This window comes from Microbacterium marinilacus (genome assembly GCF_019753765.1).
Classification (GTDB): domain Bacteria; phylum Actinomycetota; class Actinomycetes; order Actinomycetales; family Microbacteriaceae; genus Microbacterium; species Microbacterium marinilacus.
Genome location: NZ_JAIJZW010000001.1, coordinates 579,357 through 594,934, shown reverse-complemented (window position 1 = coordinate 594,934; position 15,578 = coordinate 579,357). Strand labels below are relative to the sequence as shown.

Annotated in this window: 16 protein-coding genes; 5 read left to right on the top strand and 11 right to left on the bottom strand. The window is 73.4% G+C overall.

Annotated elements, in window-relative coordinates:
- Window positions 1–41: 41 nt before the first annotated feature.
- The 7 genes from K5S26_RS02680 to K5S26_RS02650 form a co-directional block, all read right to left on the bottom strand.
- Window positions 42–824 carry an ABC transporter ATP-binding protein gene (locus K5S26_RS02680; protein WP_221855699.1) on the bottom strand — a complete coding sequence of 261 codons (783 nt, stop codon included), beginning with the start codon at window positions 822–824 and terminating at the stop codon, window positions 42–44.
- Window positions 821–1,894 carry a FecCD family ABC transporter permease gene (locus K5S26_RS02675; protein WP_246603416.1) on the bottom strand — a complete coding sequence of 358 codons (1,074 nt, stop codon included), beginning with the start codon at window positions 1,892–1,894 and terminating at the stop codon, window positions 821–823. Before K5S26_RS02675 ends, K5S26_RS02680 begins: the two co-directional genes overlap by 4 nt.
- Window positions 1,891–2,649 (bottom strand): class I SAM-dependent methyltransferase, encoded by a 759-nt coding sequence (locus K5S26_RS02670; protein ID WP_221855697.1) that lies wholly within the window; start codon window positions 2,647–2,649, stop codon window positions 1,891–1,893. The genes K5S26_RS02675 and K5S26_RS02670 overlap by 4 nt, the downstream gene beginning before the upstream one ends.
- On the bottom strand, window positions 2,646–3,662 hold the full coding sequence (locus tag K5S26_RS02665; protein ID WP_221855695.1) for an ABC transporter substrate-binding protein: 1,017 nt from the start codon (window positions 3,660–3,662) through the stop codon (window positions 2,646–2,648). The genes K5S26_RS02670 and K5S26_RS02665 overlap by 4 nt, the downstream gene beginning before the upstream one ends.
- Before the next feature lie 88 nt (window positions 3,663–3,750).
- The gene (locus tag K5S26_RS02660) at window positions 3,751–4,695 is read right to left on the bottom strand and encodes a D-alanyl-D-alanine carboxypeptidase family protein (protein WP_221855694.1); all 945 of its coding nucleotides are present in this window, start codon (window positions 4,693–4,695) and stop codon (window positions 3,751–3,753) included.
- A 107-nt stretch (window positions 4,696–4,802) separates the two neighbouring features.
- Entirely contained in the window at window positions 4,803–5,354 is a 552-nt protein-coding gene (locus K5S26_RS02655; RefSeq protein ID WP_221855692.1) for a DUF6264 family protein, read from the bottom strand.
- Entirely contained in the window at window positions 5,351–6,376 is a 1,026-nt protein-coding gene (locus tag K5S26_RS02650) for a 4-hydroxy-3-methylbut-2-enyl diphosphate reductase (protein ID WP_221856033.1), read from the bottom strand. The genes K5S26_RS02655 and K5S26_RS02650 overlap by 4 nt, the downstream gene beginning before the upstream one ends.
- A 128-nt stretch (window positions 6,377–6,504) precedes the next feature.
- On the opposite strand from K5S26_RS02650, the gene xseA reads away from it, so the two are divergent.
- From xseA to K5S26_RS02625, 5 genes are read left to right on the top strand one after another with little or no spacing between them, the layout of a single operon-like run.
- Window positions 6,505–7,824: an exodeoxyribonuclease VII large subunit gene (gene xseA, locus K5S26_RS02645; protein WP_221855690.1), complete on the top strand. Its 1,320-nt coding sequence runs from the start codon at window positions 6,505–6,507 to the stop codon at window positions 7,822–7,824.
- Window positions 7,825–7,834: 10 nt separating this feature from the next.
- Window positions 7,835–8,092: an exodeoxyribonuclease VII small subunit gene (locus tag K5S26_RS02640; RefSeq protein ID WP_221855688.1), complete on the top strand. Its 258-nt coding sequence runs from the start codon at window positions 7,835–7,837 to the stop codon at window positions 8,090–8,092.
- Entirely contained in the window at window positions 8,092–8,748 is a 657-nt protein-coding gene (locus tag K5S26_RS02635; RefSeq protein ID WP_221855686.1) for a DUF4245 family protein, read from the top strand. The genes K5S26_RS02640 and K5S26_RS02635 overlap by 1 nt, the downstream gene beginning before the upstream one ends.
- Window positions 8,745–9,398 carry a carbonic anhydrase gene (locus tag K5S26_RS02630; protein WP_221855684.1) on the top strand — a complete coding sequence of 218 codons (654 nt, stop codon included), beginning with the start codon at window positions 8,745–8,747 and terminating at the stop codon, window positions 9,396–9,398. The genes K5S26_RS02635 and K5S26_RS02630 overlap by 4 nt, the downstream gene beginning before the upstream one ends.
- A 35-nt stretch (window positions 9,399–9,433) precedes the next feature.
- Window positions 9,434–10,843 (top strand): class II fumarate hydratase, encoded by a 1,410-nt coding sequence (locus tag K5S26_RS02625; RefSeq protein ID WP_221855682.1) that lies wholly within the window; start codon window positions 9,434–9,436, stop codon window positions 10,841–10,843.
- 107 nt (window positions 10,844–10,950) lie between these two features.
- On the opposite strand, the gene K5S26_RS02620 is transcribed toward K5S26_RS02625, so the two are convergent.
- Genes K5S26_RS02620 through K5S26_RS02605 form a run of 4 tightly spaced genes read right to left on the bottom strand, consistent with a single transcriptional unit; the run spans window position 10,951 to window position 15,564 of the window.
- Entirely contained in the window at window positions 10,951–11,586 is a 636-nt protein-coding gene (locus K5S26_RS02620; protein WP_221855680.1) for a histidine phosphatase family protein, read from the bottom strand.
- Entirely contained in the window at window positions 11,583–12,659 is a 1,077-nt protein-coding gene (locus K5S26_RS02615) for an ABC transporter ATP-binding protein (protein ID WP_221855678.1), read from the bottom strand. The genes K5S26_RS02620 and K5S26_RS02615 overlap by 4 nt, the downstream gene beginning before the upstream one ends.
- Window positions 12,656–14,398, bottom strand: a complete 1,743-nt coding sequence (locus tag K5S26_RS02610; protein ID WP_308122729.1) for an ABC transporter permease — start codon at window positions 14,396–14,398, stop codon at window positions 12,656–12,658. Before K5S26_RS02610 ends, K5S26_RS02615 begins: the two co-directional genes overlap by 4 nt.
- Entirely contained in the window at window positions 14,395–15,564 is a 1,170-nt protein-coding gene (locus tag K5S26_RS02605) for an extracellular solute-binding protein (RefSeq protein ID WP_221855676.1), read from the bottom strand. Before K5S26_RS02605 ends, K5S26_RS02610 begins: the two co-directional genes overlap by 4 nt.
- Between the last annotated feature and the right edge of the window lie 14 nt (window positions 15,565–15,578).

The following is a 15,578-nucleotide window of genomic DNA, read 5'->3' as shown; positions in this document are numbered from 1 at the left end:
ACGGATGCCCCGGTGCCGCAAGGCCCGGGGCATCCGTCGTCTCATCCCGTGGGGGCGAGGAACGTCGCCGTCGGGGCGCCCGTGTGCGGGGACGTCTCGACCACGGCGCGCACCGCGTAGACGCGCTCGATGAGCCGCGCGTCGAGCGTCTCGGTCGCCGGCCCCGCGGCGACCACTCGCCCGGCCTCCAGCACGGCGACGTCGTGACAGAACCGCGCGGCGAGGTTCAGCTCGTGCAGCGCGGCCACGACGGTGATGCCGAGCCCGCGCAGCAATGCGAGGATCTCGAGCTGGAACCGCACGTCCAGGTGGTTCGTCGGCTCGTCGAGCAGCAGCACGTCCGGCTCCTGGGCCAGGGCGCGCGCGACGTGCACCCGCTGCCGCTCGCCGCCGGAGAGCCCCGACCATCGGCGGGATCGGAGCGACGCGAGCCCCATCGTCTCCAGCGCCGTCTCCACGGCGGCGGAGTCGCTTCTGCTCGCGGCGCCGAACGCGCGCCGGTAGGGAGTCCGCCCCAGCATCACGATCTCGAAGACCGACAGGTCGGTGTGGAGGTCGTGGTGCTGCTCGACGACGGCCACCCGGCGGGCCGTCGCGCGGCGGATGGCGGCGTGGACGGGGCGTCCGTCGAGCGTCACGCGCCCCGCGTCCGGGCGCGTGACGCCCGCGAGGGCGCGCAGCAGCGTCGTCTTGCCGGCGCCGTTCGGGCCGAGCACGCCGAGGAAGCGTCCCGGCCGGATCTCCAGGTCGACCTCGTCGAGCAGGGCGCGTCCCTTCACGGCGACCGTCACCCCGTGGGCGCGCAGCGCCCCGGGCGCCGTCATCGCGCCGCCGCCCCTCGGAGGACGATCGCGAACGCCGGCGCCCCGAGCAGGGCGGTGATCACGCCGACCGGGAGCTCGTGCGGTGCGAACGCCGTGCGGGCGAACGCGTCCACCCAGATGAGGAAGATCGCGCCGGTCAGCGCAGAGAGCGGGATGAGCAGGCGATGCCCGGGCCCGGCGAGGATCCGCACGACGTGCGGGATGAGCAGCCCCACGAACCCGATCGCTCCGGACGCCGCGACGGCGGCGGCGGTGACCAGTGCCGCGGCCGTCATCAGAGTGATCCGCGCGGCCGTCACTCGGATGCCGAGCGCCGCCGCGGCGTCCCAGCCGAGCTCGAAGGCGTCCATGGCGGGGGCGAGCGCCGCGCAGACCGCGCAGCCGGCGAGCACGATCCCGGCCGCGAGCAGGGTCTGCGGCCATCGCGCGCCGCCGAGCGAGCCCAGCAGCCAGAACGTGAAGCCGCGCGTCGAGTCGGCATCGCCCCCGAGCATGAGCACCAGCGAGGTCACCGCGGAGAAGAACTGCGAGACCAGGACGCCCGTGAGCACGACGCGCGCGGGGTTGGCGACGCGCCCGCCGCCGATCAGCACGAGGACGATGCCGAAGGCGAGCACGGCGCCTGCGAAGGCTCCGGTCGACAGCGCGACGGCGCCCGTCCCCCACCCCAGGATCAGGACCGCCACGGCTCCGGTGGACGCGCCGGACGAGACACCGAGCAGGTAGGGCTCCGCCAGCGGGTTGCGCGTGACCGACTGCAGCACCGCGCCGCAGACCGCGAGGCCCGCTCCGACCACGCCCGCGAGCAGCACGCGCGGCACGCGCGACTGCCACACGAGCGAGTCGACGAGCGGAGCGGCGGGCGGGCTCGGCGCCAGCGCCTCCAGCCCGAGGTGCCGCAGGACGATCCCGACGACGTCCAGCGGCCCGATGTCGGCCGTTCCCACGAGCACCGCGGCGACGAGCGTCGCGACGAGGCCCGCCGAGGCCAGCACGGCCACCGCCGGCCCCCTCGCCCGCCGAGGATGCGCGGTCACCGCCTCCGCGGCGACGGCGGTCGCGACGGTCATCGTCGCGCGAGGACGACGTAGTCGTCGTAGAGCTGCCAGACCGTGCCCGTCTCGCGGAACCCGGCGGCGCGCAGCGCTTCCAGGTGCAGGGCGAGCGGGCTGTCGGGCGGGGCGGGCCGGTCGCGGAAACGCCGGTCGCGTTCGTCCGCGTGGGCGGCGAGCTCGGGCACCGTGAGCGCCTCGTACCACCACTCGTCCCACGTCGGCACGCCCGCCGCACGCGCGGCCTCCTGTGTGCGCGCGTCGTCTCCCGCGGCCAGCGCGCTCAGCAACGGCTGGGTCGCCTCGTCGAACCGCAGGTGATCGGCGTCCAGCACGACGCCGTCCTCCCTCACGAGGCCCGCCAGCTCGGCGTACACGGCGACGAGCCCGGCCGGCGGCAGCCAGTGCAGCGCCGTGGACGAGACGGCGGCATCGATCCGCTCGACGGGCAGCGCCGACGACCAGCCGGGCGACGCGAGGTCCGCGTCGACCGGCATGAAGCGATCGCCGAAGGGCTCGAGGGCGATCGCCGCCAGCCGCAGCTGCACCGGGTCGTAGTCCACCCCGACGACCACGGCATCGGGAAAGCGCTCGAGGATGCGCGCCGCAAGGCTGCCCGGTCCGCAGCCGAGGTCGACCACGACGAGGGCGCCGTCCTTGCCCGGGCCGGCGGCGAGGACGTCCAGCATCACCTGGAAGCGCTCGTCCCGATCCGTGATGTAGGCGGCCTGCTGGGCGTCCCACCGGCGCACCAGCGACGAGAAGACGCTCATCGGCCGGCCTCCTGGAGGTCGACGATGCCCTGCGCGACGGCCGGGACCGCCTTGACGCTGTTGATCGACGGGTCCATGTACTGGCCGGGCACCACGATGAACCGCTCCTCGCGCACCGCCTCGAGCTGCGACATCAGCGGGTCGCTCGTGAGGAAATCGACCTTCTCCTCCACCGTGTCACCGGGGTATCCGCGGGTGAGGTCGGCCAGGACGATGTAGTCCGGCTGCCGCGCCGCGACCTCGTCCCAGCTCACCTCGGGCCACTTGTTCGTCGCGTCGTCGAAGAGGTTGCGCACGCCCAGCAGCTCCGAGACGTGCTGCGGCAGGCCGCCCGGCCCGGCGACGGAGGGCGTCGCGGCGGAGGCTGCGGTCGAGTAGAACCAGACGACGGACGGCTCGCCGTCGATCGCCTCGGCGATCTCGAGCCCGTCCTGCACGGTCTGCTCCTGCTGCGCCACGAGCTCGTCGCCCGCCGGCACGACGTCGAGGATGCGCGCGATGTCGCGGATCTCGTCGTTCAGGAGCTCGAAGGAGGCGTCGGCGACGGACGCGTGGTAGGTGCAGTCGAACTCGGTGAGGTACGTCGGGACGCCGAGCTCGTGCAGCTCGGACCGCTCCCCCGCGTTGTCGGCGGTGAGGAAGGACGCGTAGGACGAGTAGACGAAGTCGGGCTGCGCCTCGAGCAGCCCCTCGTGCGTGAGGATGCCGTCGCTCAGCAGCGGGATGGCCTCGTACTCGCTGCGGATGTCGTCGGGCACCGGGTCGGTCTGGTACGCGGTGCCCGCGATGCGGTCTGCCGCTCCCAGGCGGATCAGCAGCTCGGTGGCCGACTGGTTCAGCGACACGACCCGCTGCGGGGCCTGCGGCACCTCGACGGTCTCCCCGCAGTTGTCGTACTCGAGCGGATAGCCGGATGCCGTCGCCGCCGTGTCCCCGTGAGCGTCCGCCGCGGGCGCACAGCCCGCCACGAGGGCTCCGACGGCGAGCGCACCTCCGACACTAATGATTCTCATTCTCATTTGCACGGATGCGAATCTATCACCTCTGCCCTCCCTCGCCCGACGGCCGGCCGGCGCGCACATGCGGCACCGCGCCGGACGCTCAGCGCTCCGCGGTCAGGCTCTCCTCGACCGCCGCGTAGAGGGCGCGCGACTCGGTGAACCGGGCGTCGTCGTCCTCCTGCGCGAGCACGACGACGTAGACCCGCACGACGCCCCCGGCGACCGCGACGTCCTTCGCCGAGAGCAGGTTGCTGCCGTCGAGTGTGCCGGTCTTGATGCCCACCACCCCCGGGTCCGCCAGCAGGTCGTTCGTGTTCTCCACGAGCCCCGCCCCCGGCAGCTCGACCTCCGACGTCGCGACGATCTCCGCGACGACGGGGTTCGCCATCGCCAGCCTGCCGAGCTCGATGAGGGCCGACGGGGTCGCGGTGTTGCCGGGGTCGATCCCGGTCGGCTCGACGACCTCGATCCCGGTCAGGCCCTTCTCGGCGAGGTAGGCCTCGGCCGCCCGCGCGTAGGCGGCGTCGTCGCCCCAGACGTCCGCGACCAGGATGTCGGCGTAGTTGCAGGCAGAGCCCAGCAGCATCCCCTGCAGCAGCTGATGCTGCGTGAGCACACCGCCGACAGGCACCGGCAGCGCCGACTCGTCGCGGGCCAGGTACTCCTCGTACGAGTCGTTCCACCGCTCGACGAAGCGATAGTCCGGCCCGGCCTCGCCCACCGCGAGCGGCTTCTCCTCGAGCACCATGAGCGCGGTGAGCAGCTTGGTGATGCTCGCCATCGCGTGCGGGTCGTCGGCGTGGGTCAGGACGTCGCCGTCGCCGACCGCGATCGCCGCACCGCCCTCGGCGGGCCACGGGATGTCGGAGGACTCGAGCGCAAGAGCGGCGCCCGCCCCGCCGCCTCCCGCCGCCTGCTCCGTGTCCCGGGAGCCGACCGCGGAGTTCGCGAACGTCGCGATGCCGGCGCCGAGCACGACCGCCAGCACGACGAACGAGAGGAAGCGCGCCAGGCGCTGCCGGCGACGACTGCTGAAGGGACTCATGCGACACCCAGTCTCACAGAGTGGGAGCGGTTCGGACGGGACGACTCACCGCCAGGCGCCCAGTCGCCGTGCGCGGACATCCGGACGCCGCGCGCTCCCGGAGGGACTCAGCCGCCGTTCTGACGCAGGATCGCGTCGAAGACGCCCGGGTCTCCGAGCAGTCCCACCGCGACCAGCACGCCCGCGAGGCCGTTGAAGACGATGCCGCCTGCCAGCGGGATCCAGAAGACGATCCATCCGCGACGGTGCGCGAGCCAGGTGAGCCACGCGGTCAGCAGCCATCCCCCGACGAGCAGCACGGCCGACGCGATCCCCCAGCCCCCGGTCGTGGTCACGCCGAGATCGCCCGCGTCGAGCCCCATCGCCGCGAGCAGCGGGGTGGGATCGAGCAGCGCGGGGATGGCGCTCGTCAGGCTGAGCAGGCCGTAGACGAGCAGCGCGACCGCCGCGGCGCGGTCGAACAGGCGCCCGGGCGCGACCGCGCCCGCCTGTCGGCCGGGGCGGCCGGTCGTGGGCGGAGCGGCGGGCGCCGGCGCCACCGGAGGCACGGGCTCGGGCAGCGGCTGGCGGATGCGCGCCCGCTGCTCATCGGGCGTCGCGTACTCGCCGTACTGCGGACGGGGACGCTGCTCCCCCGCAGGCGACGCCGCGTCGCTCATGCCCTGCCCCGTCCTCCGAGCGCCCGCTCGTCGCGACGCCCGGCGGCGTCCTGACGCAGCTCCTTGGGCAGGGAGAACATCAGGTCCTCCTCGGCCGTGCGGACCTGCTCGACGTCACGGTAGCCGGCGCCGGCGAGATCGTTCAGGACCTCCTGCACGAGCACCTCGGGCACGGAGGCGCCGCTCGTGACGCCCACGGTCTCGACGCCCTCCAGCCACTCCTGGCGCACCTCGTCCGCGTAGTCGACGCGGTAGGCGGACTTGGCGCCGTGCTCGAGCGCGACCTCGACGAGGCGCACGCTGTTGGACGAGTTCGCGGAGCCGACGACGATCACGAGGTCCGCGCCCTTGGCGACCTTTTTGATCGCGACCTGCCGGTTCTGCGTGGCGTAGCAGATGTCATCGGAGGGCGGGTCCTGCAGCTGCGGGAAGCGCGTGCGAAGGCGACGCACGGTCTCCATCGTCTCGTCGACGGACAGCGTGGTCTGCGACAGCCACACGACCTTGTTCGGGTCGGCGACCTCGACCCTGTCGGCCTCCTCGGGCGAGTTCACGATCGTCACATGATCGGGCGCCTCGCCCGCCGTGCCCTCGACCTCCTCGTGCCCGTCGTGGCCGATCAGCAGGATCTGGTAGTCGTCGCGGGCGAAGCGCACGGCCTCGCGGTGCACCTTGGTCACCAGCGGGCAGGTCGCGTCGATCGCCTGCAGCCCGCGGTCGGAGGCGGCGTTCACCACCGCGGGCGAGACGCCGTGCGCGCTGAACACGACGTGCGCGCCGGAGGGGACCTCGTCGACCTCCTCGACGAAGATCGCGCCCTGCGCCTCGAGCTCGGTGACCACGTGGATGTTGTGCACGATCTGCTTGCGCACGTACACCGGCGCCCCGTAGCGCTCCAGCGCCTTCTCGACGGCGACGACGGCGCGGTCGACGCCCGCGCAGTACCCGCGCGGCGCCGCCAGCAGCACCCGCTTGTGTCCGGGCACCGGGATATCCTGAAGCGGCTCGGTCCGCGCCGGCAGACGGCGTGCCGGAACGGCCGGGACGGGCAGCGAGATGGCGGTTGCGCTCACATCTCGATTCTACGGTCGGCCCCCTGTACGAGGCCCGAGCGCGACCGGACCGCAACGCACACGAGACCGGAGGTGGCATGACGACGTTCCAGCCGGCCGAGGTGCCCGGCCAGGCACCGCCCCCGGACAGTGTCTCGCCGCGCGACTCCCGCGCCGACGCGCCGACGTCGATCGGCCGCCTCAACCAGACCATCAAGGGCTTCATCGAGCGGTGGGGATCCGTCTGGGTCGAGGGCGAGATCACGTCCTGGAACGTGCGGGCCGGCGCCGTCTACGCGCGCCTGAAGGACCTGCAGGGCGACGCGCAGATCTCGATCCGCATCTGGTCGAGCGCCCGGGGGCGCATCCCCGCCGATCTGAAGGTCGGCGACCACGTGGTCGCCTGCGTGAAGGCCGACTACTACGTCCGCGGCGGCGACTTCTCCTTCCAGGTCTCGGCGATGAAGCACGTCGGCCTCGGCGAGCAGCTCGAGCGCCTGGAGCGGCTGCGCGCCCAGCTGCGGGCCGAGGGCCTGTTCGACGCGGCCCGCAAGAGGCCGCTGCCGTTCCTGCCGCACTGCATCGGCCTCATCACGGGCGAGCGCAGCGACGCCGAGAAGGACGTGCACCGCAACGCCGAGCTGCGCTGGCCGCAGGTGCGCTTCCGCACCGTGCACGCGGCCGTGCAGGGAGACCGCTGCGTGCCCGAGACCCTCGCCGCGCTGCAGCGGCTCGACGCCGACCCGGAGGTCGACGTGATCGTCATCGCCCGCGGCGGCGGCGACCCGCAGACCCTCCTGGGCTTCAGCGACGAGCGTCTGCTGCGTGCGGTCGCCGCGGCGCAGACGCCCGTCGTCAGCGCCATCGGGCACGAGAACGACCATCCGCTGCTCGACGACGTCGCCGACCTGCGCGCGTCCACTCCCACGGACGCCGCCAAGCGGGTCGTGCCCGACGTGGGCGAGCAACGCGCGATCGTGGCGCAGCTCCGATCGCGCCTGACCACGCGCCTCACGCAACGGATCTCCCACGACATCGCGCAGCTCGAGCAGCTGCGCTCGCGCCCGGTGCTGCGCTCGCCCGAGCACATGGTCCGCTCGCGCACGCAGGACGTGTGGCAGCTCGTCTCGCGCGGCCGCGACCTGGTCGAGCGTCGCATCGACCAGGGCCGGCTGCGGGCGGCGGAGCTGCGGGCCTCGTTGCGCGCGCTCTCGCCGGCGGCGACCCTGGCGCGCGGCTACGCGATCGCGCACGCGGACGGAGGCGTCATCCTGCGCGACGCTGCCCAGGCCCCGGAGGGCACGCGCCTCGTGGTGACGCTGGATCGCGGCTCGATCGGCGCCACGTCCACGGGCGAGCTCGCCGAGGCGGGCGGGCACCCCGCCGGGGCGTCGGAGACGTCGGAGCCCGGAAAGTAGGATGGGAGCCGTGACCCCGGAGCCCGACCTTTCCTCCTCGGCGCCTGCAGCGCCGGCGCCGGCCGACGTCGCCTCCCTCTCGTTCGAGGAGGCACGCGACGAGCTGGTCCGCGTCGTCTCCGAGCTCGAGCAGGGCGCACCGACGCTCGAGCACTCGCTCGCGCTCTGGGAGCGTGGCGAGGCGCTGGCGGCACGCTGCGACGAGTGGCTGCTCGGAGCGAAGCGCCGGCTCGAGCAGGCCCAGGCGGAGACCGGGGACGACGACTGATGGCGCGCGAGCCCCGCATCGTCGCCGAGCTCGGCCGGCCGGAGACGCCGGAGGAGACCGCGGCCCGCAAGGCGGCGAACTCGAAGGCCTACCGAGAGAGCCAGAGCTTCCGCAGCCTGATCATCGCTCTGCTCGCGACCGTGGTGGTGGTCGCCGTCATCTTCCTCGCCGTGCCGCGCGGCGGCCCCGCCGCAGAGCAGAGCGTCGACCCGAAGCCCGCGGCCGAGCTCGCGGCGGAGTCGTACGACCGCACGGTGATCGTGCCGGACGTGCCGGAGCCGACGGGCCGCGAGGGCAACGGCTGGTTCGTCAACGCCGCCAAGGTGGTGCCGGGCTCGCCGGCCGCATGGGAGATCCTCTACGTGCCCGGCGACGACAGCTTCCTGCGCTTCGTGCAGGGGTTCGACGCCGACGAGACGTGGGCGTCGCAGCAGCTGGGCGGCACCGCCCCGTCGGGCGAGGTCGTGGTCGACGGCGTCGAATGGCAGGAGTACGAGGTCGACCCCCGCACCAACGCGAACGTGACGTACGCGCTCGGCACGCAGGCCGGCTCGGACCACATCCTGCTGTACGGGACGTCGAGCGCCGAGAAGACCGCCGAGGTCGCCGAGATGATCGCGCCGCAGGTGCGTGCGCTGACGGAGGAGCAGGGATGACGAGGGACGTGACGCCGAGCGAGGCCTGGGCCGAGATGATGGCGGGCAACGCCCGCTTCGTCGCCGGCTCGCCCGAGCATCCCCACCAGGACGTCGAGCGCCGCAACGAGGTCGCGGCGGCGCAGACCCCGCGCGCGGCGCTGTTCGGCTGCTCCGACTCGCGGCTCTCCGCCGAGATCATCTTCGACATGGGCCTCGGAGACCTGTTCGTCGTGCGCAACGCCGGCCAGGTCGCCGGCGACTCGATCGTCGGCAGCCTCGAGTACGCGGTCGAGGTGCTCAAGGTGCCGCTGATCGTCGTGCTCGGGCACGACGAGTGCGGGGCCGTGCGCGCCGCGATCGAGAGCACCCATGCCGACGCGCCGGTCCTGCCGCCGTCGATCTGGCGCCTCATCGCGCCGATCGTGCCCGCGGTGCGGCGCGTGCTGCGCGGCGGCGCCGCCGACGGCGTCACCCCGGAGACCGTGGACGCCGAGCTGGTCGGACGCGAGCACCTGCGCGACACCGTCACGGCCCTGCTCCAGCGCTCCGAGCTCATCAGCACGGCCATCGCCGAGCGGCGCCTGGCGATCGTCGGCGCCAACTACCGCCTGGCCGAGGGCTCCGTCGTGCCCGACGTCATCCTCGGCACCGAGAACGACGCCGCCTGACCCATAGCCCCGATCCCAACCCGGAGGACAACGAAGTGACCGAGATCGAGTACCGCATCGAGCACGACACGATGGGCGAGGTGCGCGTGCCCGCGAGCGCGCTGTACCGCGCGCAGACGCAGCGCGCCGTCGAGAACTTCCCCATCTCCGGCAAGGGCCTCGAGTCCACGCAGATCGCGGCGCTGGCCCGCATCAAGAAGGCCGCTGCCCTCGCCAACAAGCACCTCGGCACGCTCGACGGCGCCATCGCCGACGCCATCGCCGCGGCCGCCGACGACGTGATCACCGGCGAGTACGACACGCACTTCCCGGTGGACACCTACCAGACCGGCTCGGGCACGTCGTCGAACATGAACATGAACGAGGTGCTCGCCACCCTCGCGACGCAGAAGCTCGGCGCCACGGAGTCCCCCGCGGACGTGCACCCGAACGACCACGTCAACGCCTCGCAGTCGTCCAACGACGTGTTCCCGACCTCGGTGCACGTCGCCGTGACGCAGGCGCTCATCGAGGACCTCGTCCCGGCCCTCGACCATCTGGCCCAGGCGTTCGAGACGAAGGCCGAGCTGTGGAAGGACGCCGTCAAGTCGGGCCGCACCCACCTGATGGACGCCACCCCTGTCACGCTCGGCCAGGAGTTCGGCGGCTACGCCCGTCAGATGCGCCTCGGCATCGAGCGCGTCCGGGCGGCGCTCCCCCGCGTCGCCGAGGTGCCGCTCGGCGGCACGGCCGTGGGAACCGGCATCAACACCCCGCTCGGCTTCCCGCAGAAGGTCATCGAGCTGCTCGCCGCCGAGACCGGCCTGCCGATCACCGAGGCCGTGGACCACTTCGAGGCGCAGGCCAACCGCGACGGGCTCGTCGAGGCGTCGGGCGCGCTGCGCACGATCGCCGTGTCGCTCACCAAGATCAACAACGACCTGCGCTGGATGGGGTCGGGTCCGAACACCGGTCTCGGCGAGCTGCACATCCCGGACCTGCAGCCCGGCTCGTCGATCATGCCGGGCAAGGTCAACCCGGTCGTGCCGGAGGCCGTCCTGATGGTCGCGGCGCGCGTGATCGGCAACGACGCCACCGTCGCGTGGGCCGGCGCCTCGGGCTCGTTCGAGCTCAACGTCGCCATCCCCGTGATGGGAACGGCCCTGCTCGAGTCGATCCGGCTGCTCGCGAACGCCTCGCGCGTGCTCGCCGACAAGACCGTCGCGGGCCTGGAGGCGAACGTGGAGCGCGCCGCCGCGTTCGCGGGCATGAGCCCGTCGATCGTGACGCCGCTCAACAAGCTGATCGGCTACGAGGCCGCCGCGAAGATCGCCAAGCACGCGGTCGCCAAGGGCATCACGGTGCGTGAGGCGGTCATCGACCTCGGCTATGTCGAGCGTGGCGACCTCACCGAGGCGCAGCTGGACGAGAAGCTCGATCTCCTCTCCATGACGCACGCCGGCTGAGGCCCTCGGCCACCGCGCACGCGGATCACGGGGCCCGGGGGACGACGTCCTCCGGGCCCCGTCGCGCGCCACGCGAGCGGGGCGGGCGCACCGTCGCCGGGTCGCGCTCAGACGGCGTTGAACTGACGGAGCCGGCCACCGGTGAGGTCGCCGGCGCCGGCGGCCGGCACGTCGAGCACGGTGAGGCTGGGCGCGGCCACGGGATGGATGCGGTCCGCGGTGAGGCCGATGCAGCCGGCGAGGGCCGCGCGGATCGTCCCGCCGTGCGTGACCACCAGCACCGGGCCGCTGAGCGCCGCCGCGCGGCGGACGGCCCGCCCGACCCGGTCGCGCGTCTCGCGGCGCGTCTCCCCTCCCGGCGGCACGATCTCGCCGGCCCGCCACCGCGCGTAGTCCGCCCCGACGGCCTCCGGGGTGAGTCCCTCCCACGTGCCCAGGCCGTGCTCGGCCCAGTCCTCGTCGACGACCGGCCGCGGCGCGGCGATCCCGGCGGCGCCCAGCGCGTCCGCCAGCAGCCCGGCGGTGGTGCGGGCGCGCAGCAGCGGGGAGGCGACGATGCTGCGGGGCCGCCACCGAACGACCGCGCCGCCGAGCTCGACGACGTCGCGACGTCCGGCATCGGACAGGTCGATGTCGGTGCGTCCCTGCAGACGCCGCTCGTGGGTCCACGCCGTGGCGCCGTGACGCACCAGCAGCAGCGTCGTCGGCTCGGGGTCCTGGGCGGCGGGGCGACCGGCCGTCACGACCCGGCCCGCAGACGCTCGCCGTCGGCCCCGAAGAACGCGACGGGCTCGTCCGGCAGGCGGAGCCGGGTGGCACTGCCGGGCTCCGCCTGCGTCCGGCTGACGACCGTGACCCGCGCGCCCGTGCCGGCCCCGCCGCCGATGTGCCCGGTGACGAGATGCGCGCCGGCCGACGGGGTCGACTCGACGACGTCGAAAGGCAGCGCCCCCTCCCCGTCGAGCGCGACCTCCTCGGGTCGATACATCGCGTGCAGCGCGGGAACCCCGGCGGGCACCCGGGCGATCGGCACGCCGGCGTGCACGAGCGCGCCGCGGGCCACGTGCCCGGACAGCAGCACCGCCGGAGGGTTGCCCATGAACGAGGCGACGAACGCCGTCTCCGGGCGTTCGAGCAGTTCGGTGGGCGTGCCGAACTGCTCGACGCTTCCCTCCTTCATGACCGCGATGTGGGTCGCGAGCGCGAGCGCCTCGATCTGATCGTGCGTGACGTACACGCTCGTCGCGCCGCTGGCGCGGTGCACGCGACCGAGCTCGGCACGCGTCTCCACGCGCAGGCGCGCGTCGAGGTTCGACAACGGCTCGTCGAAGAGCACCACCTCGGGGCGCGGGGCGATCGTGCGGGCGATCGCCACCCGCTGCTGCTGGCCTCCGGAGATCTGCGCGGGAGGACGGTCGGCGAGGTGGTCGATCTCGAGCGACTGGAGCACCTCGGACACCCGGGCGGACCGCTGCGACCGCGACCATCCCGCCACTGCCAGGGGCCAGTCGACGTTCTGACGAACGGTCATGTGCGGCCAGAGCGCGTAGCTCTGGAAGACCATCCCCAGGCCGCGCTTCTCGGCGGGGACGCTGTGCCCGCGGTCGCCGTCGGCGACGACGCGGTCGCCGAAGCGGACGACGCCGCTCGAGGGCTCCTCGAGCCCCGCGAGCATGCGCAGCACGGTGGTCTTCCCACAGCCGGAGGGGCCGAGCAGCACGACGAAGGCGCCGGAGGGCACCTCGAGCGTCACGTCGCGGACGGCGGTGGACGAGCCGAACCTCTTGCCGAGGCCCTGGACGCTGATGGTGGTCATGTGCTGCTCCGGTCGATGCGGCCGTCGGGTCTGCGGTCTGCGAGCCGCCGCGCGAGCAGCGTCGCCCCGACCGAGATGACGGCGATGACGAGGGTGATGGCGTTGGCCTGCTGCGCGAAGCCCTCCGACGCGTACCGGAAGGTCATCATCGACAGCAGCGGGGTGGCGGGGGTGACGAGCAGCACCACGACCGAGAGGTCGCGCACCATCGTCACGAACACGAGGACGCCGCCGTTCGCGAGCCCTCGGGACACGAGAGGCACGGTGATCCGCCCGAACCGCCGCACACGCGAGGCCCCGGAGAGCACCGCCGCCTCGTCGAGCTCGACGGACACCTGACCGAAGGCCGCCGAAGCCGCCTGGAAGGCGAACGGCAGGCTCGCCGCGACGCCGGCGAGCGCGATGATCCAGAACGTGCCGTACAACGAGCCGAACGGGCCGACCGGCGCGCCGAACTGCGCGATGAACGCGGCGCCGAGCGCGACGCCCGGGATGAGGAACGGCACGTAGCTGAGCAGCCCGATCGCGGCGTTGGTGCGCCGCGCCCGCGGGCGGTGCCGCACGACGTACGCCGCCAGGGCGCCGATCGTCACCGCGCCGACGGCGACCGCCACGCCGAGCCCGACGGTGCCTCCGAGCGCGCTCAGGAACGTCGGGTCGCGGAGTATCCCGCGCATGCCCTGGGACACCGCCGGATCGGACTCGCCCACCCAGTAGTGCAGCGTCAGCCCGCCGTCGAGCCTGTTGGTGCGGCGCAGCAGGGTGCTCGCCGCGAGCACGATGCCGGGCAGGATCGCCGTGGCGATCACGAGCAGCCAGGCGGCGGCGCCCAACGGCCAGCGCCAGGCGCCCATGCGCGTGACGCGGGCGCGGGTCGCCTTGCCGGTGATCGTCGAGAACGAGCGGCCTCGCGTGACGCGGTTGCCGGCGAAGAGGATGACCCCCGCGACGACGACGAGAAGGATCGACAGCACGTAGCCGCGGGCCTCGTCGCCGGTCGAGATCGCGCCGTAGAGGCGCGTGCTCAGGGTCTGGAAGCGCACCGGGAGGCCGAGCAGCGCGGGCACGGCGAAGTTCGACGCCCCCTCCGCGAACGCGAGCAGGAACCCCGACAGCACGGCCGGGGCGACGGCGGGGATGACGATGCGCGACGCGACCCGGAGCCGGGAGGCGCCCGTCAGCTCCGCGGCGGCGACGAGGTCTCCCCCGACACCGGCCAGCGCGGCGGCGATCACCACGAAGCTGAGCGAGAAGTAGTGTGCGACGAGCGTGAGCACGATCGGCACCGGTCCCCAGGCGAGCCAGTCCGGCACGGGGACGCCGAGGGCGACGAGCAGTCCCGGGCTGCCGCCGATCCGATCGTTGCGGAACACGCTCTCCCAGGCGAGGGCGATGGCGAAGCTCGGCAGGGCGAAGGGGATGGCGGCGAGCGCGCCGATGGCACGCCTGCCCGGCACGTCACTCATCACGACGACCCAGGCGAGGAACGCGCCGAGCACGGTGGCCAGGATCCCGGTGCCGAGGCCGACGAAGAGCGAACCGGCGAGCGGCGACCACAGCACGGCCCCCGACAAGGGGCTCGCGACGACGTCGACCCAGGCGTCGCCGTCGGCGAGCGTCGCACGCACGAGGCCGAGGAGCGGCAGCGCGACGAGCACGATGAGCACCGCGAGCACGGCGGCGGCGAGCCAGGTGAGCGGCCGGCGCGCCGCCGCGCCCGCGCGGGCGAGGAGCGTCACTGGATGGAGAGGAGGAAGTCGGCGACGTCCTTGCGGCGCTCGGCCGACGCCTCCGGGTCGATCTGCCAGGCGCCCAGTTCGTCGAGGGCCAGCGCGCCCTCCGGCGTGACGACGTCCGTGCGCGTCGGGTAGTCGCCGGCGACGTAGAACGGCGCGAAGCCCGCGCCGCCCGTCTCGCTGTCGTCGCCCATCATGTAGTCGATCAGCAGCCGCGCCGCGGCAGGGTTCTGCGCCCCCGCGGTCACGCCGAGGTAGGCCGGGAACACGATGCCGTTCGCCGGCTCCACGCCGTCGGCGACCTGGAGCGCCCATCCCTCGTCCTCGTTGTCGCGGCGGTCCGAGTAGGACGTGAAGCCCACCGGCGGGCTGTCCTGGCCCGTCGCCCCGACGGCGGCGTTCACCGTGTCGGTGTCGTCGACGAGGACCGCGTCGTTGCCGTACAGGTCGGCCAGGAACTGCAGGCCGGCGTCCGCCACGCCCTGGTCGAGGACGAGCTCCTCGCCGAAGTGGTCGGTGTACGCGGCCGCCATCTCGTCGGCACGCAGCGACAGCTCGGTGGCGAGGTCGAGGTAGTCGCCCCGCAGGTTCGGATCGACGAGGACGACCTTGCCAGCCCACTCGGGATCGGTCAGCTCCCAGAGGTTCGACACGGGAGGGCCGTCCGGATGGGCCTCCTCGTTGTACATCAGCACCTTGGTCGACAGCCGGTTCGCCACCAGCGGGGTCTGGTGCTCGGCGGGGAGGACGTCCGCGACACGCGCCGGCAGGTAGGGCACGAGCACGCCCTCGGCGAGCAGGTCGGTGACCACGACCGGCGCATCCGACACGTACGCGACGTCGGCGGTGGCGCTGCCCGCGGCGTGCTCGCTGGACAGGCGGGCGATCAGCTCGGTCGACGAGATGTCCGTGGCGATGACGTCGATCCCGGCGTACTCCGCCTCGAACGACTCCTCGATCGCGGCGATGCGGCTGGTGAACGCGTACACCGAGACCTGCCCCTCCTCCCGGGCGAGCTCGACGAGCTCGTCGTGGCTGAGCGTGTCCCAGTCGGGCTGCGGGGAGTCCGTGCCGTCGGCCAGCGAGGCGCAGCCGGAGAAGCCGAGACCGAGGGCGAGCGGCACCAGCAGTGCGGGCAGGGAACGGAGGCGAGAACGGGCAACGGGCATGGCGGATCCTCTTC